11 protein-coding genes are annotated in these 12,262 nt (G+C 65.8%); 5 read left to right on the plus strand and 6 right to left on the minus strand.

Features of this window, described 5'->3' with window-relative positions:
- Positions 1-67: 67 nt before the first annotated feature.
- The 3 genes from AC0MAZ_RS10575 (at position 68) to AC0MAZ_RS10585 (ending at position 3,148) form a co-directional block, all read left to right on the plus strand.
- Positions 68-928 (plus strand): glycine betaine ABC transporter substrate-binding protein, encoded by an 861-nt coding sequence (locus AC0MAZ_RS10575; RefSeq protein ID WP_475861045.1) that lies wholly within the window; start codon positions 68-70, stop codon positions 926-928.
- Positions 929-1,175: 247 nt separating this feature from the next.
- Positions 1,176-1,487, plus strand: a complete 312-nt coding sequence (locus AC0MAZ_RS10580) for a DUF485 domain-containing protein (protein WP_110736475.1) — start codon at positions 1,176-1,178, stop codon at positions 1,485-1,487.
- Entirely contained in the window at positions 1,484-3,148 is a 1,665-nt protein-coding gene (locus AC0MAZ_RS10585; protein WP_232856443.1) for a cation acetate symporter, read from the plus strand. The genes AC0MAZ_RS10580 and AC0MAZ_RS10585 overlap by 4 nt, the downstream gene beginning before the upstream one ends.
- 80 nt (positions 3,149-3,228) lie before the next feature.
- On the opposite strand, the gene AC0MAZ_RS10590 is transcribed toward AC0MAZ_RS10585, so the two are convergent.
- Positions 3,229-3,381: a DUF3309 family protein gene (locus AC0MAZ_RS10590; protein WP_082337667.1), complete on the minus strand. Its 153-nt coding sequence runs from the start codon at positions 3,379-3,381 to the stop codon at positions 3,229-3,231.
- Between the two features lie 202 nt (positions 3,382-3,583).
- Here AC0MAZ_RS10590 and AC0MAZ_RS10595 point away from each other — a divergent pair, with 202 nt between their 5' ends.
- Positions 3,584-4,399, plus strand: a complete 816-nt coding sequence (locus AC0MAZ_RS10595) for an SDR family oxidoreductase (protein ID WP_475861048.1) — start codon at positions 3,584-3,586, stop codon at positions 4,397-4,399.
- Between the two features lie 124 nt (positions 4,400-4,523).
- Positions 4,524-4,709, plus strand: coding sequence for a carbon storage regulator CsrA (gene csrA, locus AC0MAZ_RS10600; RefSeq protein WP_234560817.1), 186 nt, complete (start codon positions 4,524-4,526; stop codon positions 4,707-4,709).
- Between the two features lie 7 nt (positions 4,710-4,716).
- Here the strand turns inward: csrA and AC0MAZ_RS10605 are convergent, their stop codons facing one another.
- From AC0MAZ_RS10605 to mnmC, 5 genes are all read right to left on the minus strand, one after another.
- On the minus strand, positions 4,717-4,944 hold the full coding sequence (locus AC0MAZ_RS10605) for a YheU family protein (RefSeq protein WP_203647645.1): 228 nt from the start codon (positions 4,942-4,944) through the stop codon (positions 4,717-4,719).
- Positions 4,945-5,120: 176 nt separating this feature from the next.
- Positions 5,121-6,305, minus strand: coding sequence for an osmoprotectant NAGGN system M42 family peptidase (locus AC0MAZ_RS10610; protein ID WP_203647644.1), 1,185 nt, complete (start codon positions 6,303-6,305; stop codon positions 5,121-5,123).
- 181 nt (positions 6,306-6,486) lie between these two features.
- On the minus strand, positions 6,487-8,232 hold the full coding sequence (gene ngg / locus AC0MAZ_RS10615) for an N-acetylglutaminylglutamine synthetase (protein WP_254463859.1): 1,746 nt from the start codon (positions 8,230-8,232) through the stop codon (positions 6,487-6,489).
- Positions 8,233-8,235: 3 nt separating this feature from the next.
- A complete protein-coding gene (locus tag AC0MAZ_RS10620) occupies positions 8,236-10,023 on the minus strand; it encodes an N-acetylglutaminylglutamine amidotransferase (RefSeq protein ID WP_475861050.1) in 1,788 nt (595 codons plus the stop codon).
- A gap of 247 nt (positions 10,024-10,270) precedes the next feature.
- Positions 10,271-12,241 carry a bifunctional tRNA (5-methylaminomethyl-2-thiouridine)(34)-methyltransferase MnmC2/FAD-dependent 5-carboxymethylaminomethyl-2-thiouridine(34) oxidoreductase MnmC1 gene (gene mnmC, locus AC0MAZ_RS10625; RefSeq protein WP_475861052.1) on the minus strand — a complete coding sequence of 657 codons (1,971 nt, stop codon included), beginning with the start codon at positions 12,239-12,241 and terminating at the stop codon, positions 10,271-10,273.
- Positions 12,242-12,262 lie beyond the last annotated feature (21 nt).

Raw genomic sequence — 12,262 nt, forward strand, 5'->3', positions numbered from 1 at the left:
CAGAGCAGGTCGTGCGCGGGGGCAGGTCGATGATGCTCTCTCCAAGACCTGACGAGGGGATGCTTTGATGGCGACTTTTACAAGAGTACGACGTTTCCTGAGTGTGGGCGCCGCCCTGGTATTGACCATGAGCACTGCGCAGGCCATGGCCAAGGAAGTGAGCATCGGTTACGTGGACGGCTGGTCGGACAGCGTGGCCACCACCAACGTGGCCGCCGAGGTGATCAGGCAGAAACTCGGCTATGACGTGAAGCTGCAGGCCGTGGCCACCGGGATCATGTGGCAGGGCGTGGCCACCGGCAAGCTCGACGCCATGCTCTCGGCCTGGCTGCCGGTGACCCATGGCGAGTACTGGGCCAAGAACAAGGACAACGTCGTCGACTACGGGCCGAACTTCAAGGATGCCAAGATCGGCCTGATCGTTCCCGAGTACGTCAAGGCCAACAGCATCACCGACCTCAAGACCGATGCCAGCTTCAAGAACAAGATCGTCGGCATTGATGCCGGCTCCGGGGTCATGCTCAAGACCGAGCAAGCCATCAAGGACTACGACCTGACCGGCTACAAACTGACCGCCAGCTCCGGCGCGGCGATGACCGCCGAGCTGGGCCGCTCCTACAAGAAGAACGAGTCCATCGCCGTGACCGGCTGGGTGCCGCACTGGATGTTCGCCAAGTGGAAGCTCAAGTTCCTCGAGGATCCGAAAGGCGTGTATGGCGCCGCCGAAACCGTCAACAGCATCGGCAGCAAGGAACTGGCGAGCAAGGCGCCGGAAGTGGCCGAGTTCCTGAAGAAGTTCCAGTGGCAGTCCAAGGATGAGATCGGCGAGGTGATGCTGGCGATCCAGGAAGGCGCCAAGCCCGAGGCCGCTGCCAAGGACTGGGTGGCCAAGCATCCGGAGCGGGTCAAGGAGTGGACCGGCAAGTAACCTCGCCGTAGAGGCCAGTACGACTATTTCGCGGGTAAACCCGCTCCCACAGGATCACCACAAACTTGAACATTGTGGCTTACCTGTGGGAGCGGGTTTACCCGCGAATGGCCCTACTCGGGTTTTGGTTGTTGCGAAATCTGTAAAACACCGTTGCATCTAAGACTAAGGTCGTCTGGTTGGCGTCCAGCGGCAGCATAAAGTTGGAGTCGGGTTCTCCCTACTCTGTGCTGCTAGGACAAAAACAATGAACGACAGCATTTACCAATCGATACAGAACAGTCCGCGCTTCAAGGAACTGGTCACCAAGCGCGAGCGCTTCGCCTGGATTCTCTCGGCGATCATGCTCGGCCTTTACTGCGCCTTCATCCTCCTCATCGCCTATGGCCCGCACGTGCTGGGCGCCAAGCTCAGCCCCGAGTCGTCGATCACCTGGGGCATTCCACTGGGCGTCGGCCTGATCCTCTCGGCCTTCGTGCTCACCGCGCTCTACGTGCGTCGCGCCAACGGCGAGTTCGATGAACTGAACAAGGCCATTCTCGAGGAGGCCAAGCAATGATCCGTCACGCCAAAACCCTGGCCGTCCTGGCCTGCGGTGCCTTCGCACCCGCCGTGTGGGCCGCCGATGCCCTGACCGGCGAGGTGCAGAAACAGCCGCTGAACGTCTCGGCGATTGCCATGTTCGTGGCCTTCGTCGCCTTCACCCTGGGCATTACCTACTGGGCCTCCAAACGCAACAAGTCGGCGGCCGACTACTACGCCGCCGGCGGTAAGATCACCGGCTTCCAGAACGGCCTGGCGATTGCCGGTGACTACATGTCGGCGGCCTCGTTCCTGGGTATTTCCGCGCTGGTGTTCACCTCGGGCTACGACGGCCTGATCTACTCCATCGGCTTCCTGGTCGGCTGGCCGATCATCCTGTTCCTGATCGCCGAGCGCCTGCGCAACCTGGGCAAGTACACCTTCGCCGACGTGGCCTCGTACCGCCTCGGGCAGAAGGAGATCCGCACCCTGTCGGCCTCCGGCTCGCTGGTGGTGGTGGCGTTCTACCTGATCGCGCAGATGGTCGGTGCCGGCAAGCTCATCGAGCTGCTGTTCGGCCTGGACTACCACGTGGCGGTGATCCTGGTGGGCATCCTGATGTGCCTGTACGTGCTGTTCGGCGGCATGCTCGCCACCACCTGGGTGCAGATCATCAAGGCGGTGCTGCTGCTGTCCGGTGCCAGCTTCATGGCGCTGATGGTGATGAAGCACGTGGGCTTTGACTTCAACACCCTGTTCTCCGAGGCGATCAAGGTGCATGCCAAGGGCGAGGCGATCATGAGCCCGGGCGGCCTGGTCAAGGACCCGATCTCGGCGTTCTCGCTGGGCCTGGCGCTGATGTTCGGCACCGCAGGCCTGCCGCACATCCTGATGCGCTTCTTCACCGTCAGCGATGCCAAGGAAGCGCGCAAGAGCGTGCTGTACGCCACCGGCTTCATCGGCTACTTCTACATCCTGACCTTCATCATCGGCTTCGGCGCGATCCTGCTGGTCAGCACCAACCCCGACTTCAAGGACGCCGCCGGCGCCCTGATCGGCGGCAACAACATGGCGGCGGTGCACCTGGCCGATGCCGTGGGCGGCAGCGTGTTCCTCGGCTTCATCTCGGCGGTTGCCTTCGCCACCATACTGGCGGTGGTCGCCGGCCTGACCCTGGCCGGTGCCTCGGCGGTGTCCCATGACCTGTATGCCAGCGTCTGGCGCAAGGGCAAGGCCAACGACAAGGACGAGATCCGCGTGTCGAAGATCACCACCATCGCCCTGGGCGTGCTGGCGATCGGCCTGGGTATCCTGTTCGAGAAGCAGAACATCGCCTTCATGGTCGGCCTGGCCTTCTCCATCGCCGCCAGCTGCAACTTCCCGGTGCTGCTGCTCTCGATGTACTGGAAGAAACTGACCACCCGCGGCGCCATGATCGGCGGCTGGATGGGCCTGGTCAGCGCGGTGGGCCTGATGGTCCTGGGCCCGACCATCTGGGTGCAGATCCTCGGTCACGAGAAAGCCATCTACCCGTACGAGTACCCGGCTTTGTTCTCGATGATCATTGCCTTCGCCGGCATCTGGTTCTTCTCGGTCACCGACAAGTCCAAGGCTGCCGAGAACGAGCGCGCGCTGTTCTTCCCACAGTTCGTCCGTTCGCAGACCGGCCTTGGGGCCAGCGGGGCGGTTTCCCACTGATCCTGGTTGTTGCCTGAACGAAAACGCCCCGGCTTGCCGGGGCGTTTTCGTTCAACAGGGAGCCAGCTGCAATGGCTGGCTCAGATCCGACCGAGCAGCAACAGGATCAACAACACCACCAGCACCACGCCGATGATGCCGGAAGGACCGTAGCCCCAACTGCGCGAGTGCGGGAAGACCGGTAAGCCACCGACCAGCAGCAGGATCAGGATGATGATGAGGATCGTGGTCATGATGGAGTCCTTGCGTGGTTGAGGGTCAAGGGCCTCGGAATGCTGGGCGCTTACTGTTCCGACCGTTGGCGGTGGGCAAAGATTCCATCGGTTGTGCAGGCCCCGGGTGGATGAATCCTCATTCAGCATTCTGATGCTGCACCGCTGTGGCCCGCGTTCTGGCTAGACTCCAGGCCAATCCCACTGTTCAAGGCAGCTGACCATGCACAACCGAATGATGATCACTGGCGCCGGCTCCGGCCTTGGTCGCGAGATCGCCCTGCGCTGGGCCCGCGATGGCTGGCGCCTGGCCTTGGCCGATGTCAATGAAGCGGGCCTGCGCGAGACCTTGGAGCTGGTGCGTGGCGCCGGTGGTGACGGCTTCATCCAGCGCTGCGACGTGCGCGACTACAGCCAGCTCACCGCCCTGGCCCAGGCCTGCGAGGAGAAGCTCGGCGGCATCGACGTGATCGTCAACAATGCCGGGGTGGCGTCGGGCGGGTTCTTCGCCGATTTGTCCCTGGAGGACTGGGACTGGCAGATCGCGGTCAACCTGATGGGCGTGGTCAAGGGCTGCAAGGCGTTCCTGCCGCTGCTCGAGCGCAGCCGTGGGCGGATCATCAATATTGCCTCCATGGCCGCCCTGATGCAGGGGCCGGGCATGAGCAACTACAACGTGGCCAAGGCCGGGGTGCTGGCCTTGTCCGAGAGCCTGCTGGTGGAGCTGCGCCAGGTCGAGGTGGCGGTGCATGTGGTGTGCCCGTCGTTCTTCCAGACCAACCTGCTCGACTCGTTCCGCGGGCCGGATCCGGCGATGAAGGCGCAGGTGGGCAAACTGCTGGAAGGCTCGCCGATCAATGCCGCCGATATCGCCGAGTATATCCATCAGCGGGTTGCGGCTGGCGAGTTCCTGATCCTGCCCCATGAATCCGGGCGTCAGGCCTGGCAGCTCAAATGCCAGTCGCCCCAGCGGCTGTACGATGAAATGGCGGACATGGCGGTGAAAATGCGGGCGAAGGCACGCAAAGCCGCACATTGAGGGAAGTTTCTGTAGGTTTTTTTACCCTCGCCAGTAGGGCGTGTCTATTTATCCGAAGAAGGATTGAGTAGGCCAAAGCTGGCGGGGCAGTCTCCGATTTTCCATTGAGCGGGAGGAACGGAGCATGCTGGTAATCGGACGAGAAGTGGGCGAGGTCATCGTCATTGCCGACAACATCAGGATCCAGGTGATGTCCGTGGAGAACGGCCAGGTCCGTTTCGGCATTTGCGCGCCGCGCGAAGTGGAGGTGCACCGGGTCGAGGTGTACAAGCGCATCAAGGCACTGGAGCTGGAGAAGCAGCAGGCCTGAAGGCCGGCTACTCGAAGAGCTCCCGCGGCACGTCATGCTTGGCCAGCAACTGGCACTGCTGGCTGTCCATGTCGAACAGGATGAACGCCTGCCCCTTGGCCAGGGCCTGGCGTACCCGCAGCACGCGGGTTTCCAGTGGGGTGTCGTCGCCGTTGTCGGTGCCGTCGCGGGTGACGAAGTCCTCGATCAGGCGGGTCAGGGTTTCGGCTTCGAGTTGGTCGTAGGGGATCAGCATGGTCTGGGCAGTGGTTGTGGGAATGGGGGCATGCTACGTGAATTTGCAATTCCCTTGTAGGAGCGGCCTTGTGCCGCGAACGGGCCGCAAAGCGGCCCCGGCGATCTTTGATCCAGGGGCCGCTACGCGACCCGTTCGCGGCGCAAGGCCGCTCCTACAGGGATAGGCGTTTGAGCTTAGCCTTTGTTGCCCACCAGGCTGTCCACCGCCGGCACCCGGGTATCGCTTTCCATCTGCGCGTCGTGTTCCAGCTGGTGGCTGAAGCGCTCCAGTGAGGCATTGGCCGGCTGCGAGTCGCTGGCGAACACCGGCGGGCTGAGCAGGTAGGCGCCGAGCAGCCGGCTGAGCGCCGCCAGGCTGTCGATATGGGTGCGCTCGTAGCCATGGGTGGCATCACAGCCGAAGGCCACCAGGGCGGTGCGGATATCGTGCCCGGCGGTCACCGCCGAGTGGGCGTCGCTGAAGTAGTAGCGGAACAGGTCGCGGCGTACCGGCAAATCAGCATCGCCGGCCAGCTTCAGCAAGTGGCGCGACAGGTGATAGTCGTAGGGACCGGACGAATCCTGCATGGCCACGCTCACCGCGTGCTCGCTGGAGGCCTGCCCCGGCGCCACCGGGGCGATGTCGATGCCGACGAATTCGCTGACGTCCCAGGGCAGGGCGGCCGCGGCGCCCGAGCCGGTCTCCTCGGTGATGGTAAACAAGGGGTGGCAGTCGATCAGTGGCTGACGGCCGCTTTGCACCACGGCCTTGAGCGCCGCCAGCAAGGCCGCCACGCCGGCCTTGTCGTCCAGGTGGCGGGCGCTGATATGGCCGCTTTCGGTGAACTCCGGCAGCGGATCGAAGGCAACGCAGTCACCGATGGCGATCCCCAGCGCCTCGCAATCGGCGCGGGTGGCGCAGTAGGCGTCCAGGCGCACTTCAACGTGTTCCCAGCTGATCGGCATCTGGTCGATGGCGGTGTTGAAGGCGTGCCCGCTGGCCATCAGTGGCAACACGCTGCCGCGGTACACGCCGGTATCGGTGAACACACTGACCCGGCTGCCCTCGGCGAAGCGGCTCGACCAGCAACCCACCGGTGCCAGGGCCAGGCGACCGTTGTCCTGCAACTGGCGCACGCTGGCGCCGATGGTGTCCAGGTGCGCCGAGACGGCGCGGTCGGGCGAGTTCTGGCGGCCCTTCAGCGTGGCGCGTATGGTGCCGCGACGGGTCAGCTCGAAGGGGATGCCCAGTTCGTCCAGGCGCTCGGCGACATAGCGCACGATGGTGTCGGTGAAGCCGGTGGGGCTGGGGATGGCGAGCATCTCCAGCAGCACACGTTTGAGGTAGTCGAGATCGGGTTCGGGGAGTCGTTCGGACATGTCCAGGTCTCCGGTCGGGGTGAAATTTCCAAACTGCGGGCAAGGCCTTTGTAGGAGCGGCCTTGTGCCGCGAAAGGCCCGCAAAGCGGGCCCGGCGATAGATGCAGCGAAGCTGAAATCCTGGGGGCGCTTCGCACCCCTTTCGCGGCACAAGGCCGCTCCTACAAATAACGAGGGGTTGTCAGGCCACAGGTCGGCTATGTGGGAACAACAAATCGACAAAGCGCTCGGCCGTAGGCTGCGGTTCATGATTGGCCAATCCCGCACGCTCGTTGGCCTCGATGATCACGTAGTCCGGATGTTCGGCATCGCGGACCATCAAATCCAGGCCCACCACCGGGATTTCCAGGGCGCGGGCAGCACGCACGGCGGCATCGGCCAGTACCGGGTGCAGGCGCGCGGTGACATCCTCCAGGGTACCGCCGGTGTGCAGGTTGGCGGTGCGGCGCACGGCCAATCGTTGCCCGGCGGGCAGGATGTCGTCGTAGCCCAGCCCCGCGTCCTTGAGCGTGCGCTCGGTCTCTTCGTCCAGTGGAATGCGGCTCTCGCCGCCGGTGGCCACCTGGCGGCGCCGGCTCTGGGCTTCGATCAGCGCACGGAGGCTGTGCTTGCCGTCGCCGATCACCTGGGCCGGATGGCGGATTGCAGCCGCCACCACCTCGTAGCCGATCACCACGATGCGCAGGTCGACGCCTGCATGGAAACTCTCCAGCAGCACGCGGCTGTCGAAGACGCGGGCCTGTTCCACGGCATGGCTCAGCGCTTCAAGCGTGGTGATATTGACCGCCACCCCCTGGCCCTGCTCTCCATCCACCGGCTTGACCACCACCGTGTCGTGCTCGTCGAGGAATGCCTGGTTGTCATCGGCATTGCCCGCCAGTTGCTGCGCCGGTACCTGCAGACCCGCGTTGTACAGGGCTTGGCGGGTCAGACGCTTGTCCTGGCAGAGGGTCATGGTCACGGCGCTGGTCAGGTCGCTCAACGATTCCCGACAGCGGATGCGCCGTCCGCCCAGGGTCAGGGTGAACAGCCCTACACCCGCGTCCTCCACCTGCACCTCGATGCCCCGGCGCAGCGCCTCGTCGACAATGATCCGTGCATAGGGGTTGAGCCCGGCCTCGGGACCGGGGCCGAGGAACAGCGGCTGGTTGATGCCGTTCTTGCGCTTGATGGCGAAGGTCGGCAGGGTACGCAAACCAAGCTTCTTGTACAGCCGCTTGGCCTGGCGGTTGTCGTGCAGCACCGACAGGTCGAGGCAGGCCAGGCCACGGCTCATGAAGTGCTCGATCAGGTGACGCACCAGCACTTCGCCGACGCCCGGGCGGGTGCACTGTGGGTCCACCGCCAGGCACCACAGGCTGCAGCCGTGCTCGGGGTCGTCGAAGGCCTTGCTGTGGTCCAGGCCCATTACGCTGCCGATCACCGCGTGGCTGTCTTCGTCCTCGGCCAGCCAGTACACCGGCCCGCCGAGGTGGCGTGGGGTGAGCAGTTCGGGGTCGACCGGCAGCATGCCGCGGGCCTGGTACAGCGCATTGATCGCCTGCCAGTCCGCCGGTCCTTGCGCCCGGCGAATGCGAAAGCCGCGAAACACGCGCCGCGCCGGCCGGTAGTCGGTGAACCACAGGCGCAGGGTATCCGACGGGTCAAGGAACAGCTGTTGCGGCGCCTGGGCCAGTACCTGCTGCGGGGCGGCGACGTACAGGGCGATGTCGCGCTCGCCGGCCTGCTCTTGCAGCAGCGCTTCGGCCAGGCTGAGCGGATCGGGGTAGGTATGCCCGATCAGCAGCCGCCCCCAGCCGCAATGCACGGCTCGCGGCTGGTCGTGGGGGTCGCTGCCGTCGCCGGCCAGGCGTGCCTGCAAGCGCTCGTAGGACGGCGCCTGGCCGCGCAGCAGGCGCTGGCCATAGGCGATCTCGTGGGCTTTCATCGGTCAGATTCCTTGTTCGCTGAGCCACAGGTTCAGGGCCGCCAACTGCCACAGCTTGGAGCCGCGCAGCGGGGTTAGCTGGCCGTGGGGGTTGCTCAGCAGGCGGTCGAGCATGGCCGGGTCGAACAGCCCGCGATCCTGGCTGGGGTCGGTCAGCAGCTCGCGTACCCAGTCCAGGGTGGCGCCTTGCAGGTGCTTGAGGCCGGGAACCGGGAAATAGCCCTTCTTGCGGTCGATCACTTCGTGGGGAATGACCCGACGCGCCGCCTGCTTGAGCACCTGCTTGCCGCCGTCGGGCAGCTTGAAGCGTGCCGGAATGCGCGCCGACAGCTCCACCAGGCGGTAGTCGAGGAACGGCGTGCGCGCCTCCAGGCCCCAGGCCATGGTCATGTTGTCCACCCGCTTGACCGGGTCGTCCACCAACATCACCGTGCTGTCCAGGCGCAGGGCCTTGTCCACCGCGTCCGGCGCGCCGGGGCGGGCGAAGTGTTCGCGGACGAAGTCGCCGGCCGCGTCGTTGTCCAGGCGCCACGGCGCCTGCACGGTGGCGCGGTATTCGGCGTGGCTGCGGTCGAAGAACGCCTCGCGATAGGCGCCGAAGGCATCCTCGGCGCCGTTCACCTGCGGGTACCAGTGGTAGCCGGCGAATAGCTCGTCGGCGCCCTGGCCGCTCTGCACGCCCTTGCAATGCTTGGCCACCTCCCGCGAGAGCAGGTAGAAGGCGATGCAGTCATGGCTGACCATCGGCTCGCTCATGGCGCGGAAGGCCGCCGGTAACTGTTCGATGATCTCGTGCTCGGCGATGCGCAGCTTGTGGTGGCGGGTGTGGTAGTGCCTGGCGATCAGGTCGGAGTACTGGAACTCGTCACCGCGCTCGCCGCCGGCGTCCTCGAAACCGATGGAGAAGGTCGACAGGTCGTCCACGCCGGCCTCGCGCAGCAGGCCGACCAGCAGGCTGGAGTCGACGCCGCCGGAGAGCAGCACGCCGACGTCCACCGCGGCGCGCTGGCGGATCGCCACGGCGTCGCGGGTGGCATCGAGCACGCGGCTGGTCCAGCCCTCCAGGTCGAGTTCGCGTTCGTCCGGGTTCGGGCCGTAGTGCAGTTGCCACCAGGTCTGGCGCTCGACCTCGCCATGGCGGTCGATGCGCATCCAGGTGCCGGGCTCGAGCTTTTGCACATTGGCCAGCAGGGTGCGTGGCGCCGGTACCACGGCGTGGAAGTTCAGGTAGTGGTTCAGTGCCACCGGGTCGATCACCGGGTCGATATCGCCGCCCTTGAGCAGCGCCGGCAGGGTCGAGGCGAAGCGCAGGCGCTCGCCGTTGCGTGACAGGTACAGGGGCTTGACCCCCAGGCGATCGCGGGCCAGGAACAGGCGCTGGTTGTCGCGCTCCCAGATGGCCAGGGCGAACATGCCGTTGAGCTTGGGCAGCAGCGCCGCGCCCCAGGCGTGGTAGCCCTTGAGCAGCACTTCGGTGTCGCCGTCGGACCAGAAGCTGTAGCCCAGGGCCTGCAGTTCCTCGCGCAGTTCGGGGAAGTTGTAGATGGCGCCGTTGAAGGCCAGGGCCAGGCCCAGGGTGCTGTCGACCATGGGCTGGGCCGAGCCGTCGGACAGGTCCATGATCTTCAGGCGCCGATGGCCGAGGGCAATCGCGCCCTGGCTATGGAAGCCCCAGGCGTCGGGGCCGCGGGGCGCCAGGTGGTGGGTGATGCGCTCCACCGCGGCGAGGTCCGCCGGGCGTGGGGCTTGGTCGATGGGGGGGAAACGTAACTCTCCTGCTAATCCGCACATAAGTCCTTACCGGTTTTGCCGTTGGGGAGGTGTGCCGCGAAGGTGGGCACTTAGGTAGGGACCGGGGTAGCTTGTGAGAGTTTTAGATCAATCTGTTATATGTGGTTGTCGGGGACTGGGACCGCTGTGCGGTCCTTTCACGGCACGAGGCCGCTCCTACAGGAGATCGCGGTCGCCTGTGTAGGAGCGGCCTTGCCGAGGCGTCGGACCGGCCGGAAAGGGGCGCGCAGCGCCCCCAGCAATCCCGCTATTTACCGCGAATCAACCGGCGCAACGCGAACCTGTTCGGGTGGCAGGCCTCGGCCACGGCTCGGGGCACCGGCAATGGTTCACCACTGACCCACGCCGCAATCAGCTCCCCGGACAGCGGTGCAGTAATCAATCCCCGCGACCCATGCCCACTGTTCACATACAGCCCCTCCAGCCACTGACAGGCCACATCGGGCACCTGTCGCGCATCCTTGGCCAACATGGCGTAGGCCTGGTTGAACGCCTCGACATCGGCCAGCGGCCCGATGATGGGCAGGTAGTCCGGGCTGGTGCAACGGAACGCTGCCCGACCCTGTAGTTGCGCCGGATCCAGCTCGGCGGTGCGCAGGCGGGTGGCCAGGTCTGCGGAAATATCATCCAGTAGCGCCAGGTTGCCCTGGTGCTCGGCCACGGTCGGCGCCAGGTCCTCGCTGTGGAAGTCGAAGCTGGCGCCCAGGGTGTGCTCATCGCCGCGAGGTGGCGCGACGTAGCCGTCGGCGCAGACCACCGTGCGTAGTTCCTGGCTGGCCACGGTGGCCGGCAGGCGGGTGATCTGCCCGCGAATGCGCTTGAGCGGCAACCCGGCGCAAGCCGGGAAGTCACGGACATCGGCAGCCCCGGCCAGCACCACCAGCGGCGCACTGGCCAGCAGGCGCTCGCCGTCCCAGGCCTGCCACAGACCGTCGGCCTTGCGCAGCGCGATGACGTTGGCATGGCCGAGCAGGCGGATGCGCGGATGGTCCAGCTGCGCCTGGCACAGCGCCGGCGGGTGCACCCAGCCACCCTCGGGGTAGAACAGGCCGCCGCTGGCCAGCGCCACGCCTGCCACGGCTTCGGCCTGTTCGCGGTCGAGCTGGCGCAGCAGGCTGTTGTCGAAGGCGGTCGCCAGCTTGGCCTGGCGTTCGCCTTCCTTGTTGTCGAAGGCCAGTTGCAGCACACCGCAGGCATCCCAGTCCTGGCCACGTTGCAGGTACTCGAGCCAGCGACGGGTGTAACCGAAGCCGGAAAGGATCATCTGCGACAGGGCGGTGCCATGGGCGGACAGTTTGAGATACAACACGCCCTGGGGATTGCCCGAGGCCTCCTGGGCCGGCCCGTCGTGACGCTCCAGCACGCTGACCTGCCAACCCCGGGCCGCCAGGCTGCGCGCCGTGGCGCTGCCCGCCAGGCCGGCACCGATCACCAGCGCCTCGCGTGGCCCCGGCAAGGGCGCCGGGCGTGCGTACCAGGGCGCCGCGGGGGCGGCTGGCGCGCCGCTGTAGACGCCATGCATCACCTCCCACTTCTTGCCGATACCGGGCACCTTCTTCATGGTGAAGCCGGCCTCGATCAGCGAGCGGCGGACCCAGCCGGTGGTGGTGAAGGTGCCGAGGGTGGTGCCGGGGTGCGATAGCCGCGCCAACTGGGCGAACAGCTCCGGCGTCCACATGTCGGGGTTCTTCGCCGGGGCGAAGCCGTCGAGAAACCAGGCGTCGATGCACGCGTCCAGTTGCGGCAGTTGCGCCAGCGCATCGCCGATCATCAGCGTGAGGGTGACGCGGCCGTCATCGAGGCTCAGTTGCTGGAAACCCGGATGGATCGCCACGTACTGATCGAGCAGGGGCCGGGTGAAGGCCGCCAGCGCCGGCCACAGTTGCATGGCGCGCTCCAGGTCGTCGCGGCTCAGGGGGTACTTTTCCACGCTGACGAAGTGCAGGCGCGCCTCGGCGTGGGCCAGCTCGGCGAACAGCTGCCAGGCGCAGAAGAAATTCATGCCGGTGCCGAAGCCCGTTTCCCCGATCACCAGGCAGTCCCGCGGCGCCAGCTCGGCGAAGCGCTGGCGCAGGTGGTTCTGCTCGATGAACACGTGCAGGGTCTCGTCGATGCCTTCGTTGACGGCGAAATAGACATCGTCGTATTGCCGGGAGTGGGGGCGGCCCTGGTCGTCCCAGTCGATCTGGGCGTGCAGGGGGAGGGTGGTGTCGGACATGGTCGGCTCGGTTGCAGCGGA

The organism is Pseudomonas sp. A, from assembly GCF_056270345.1.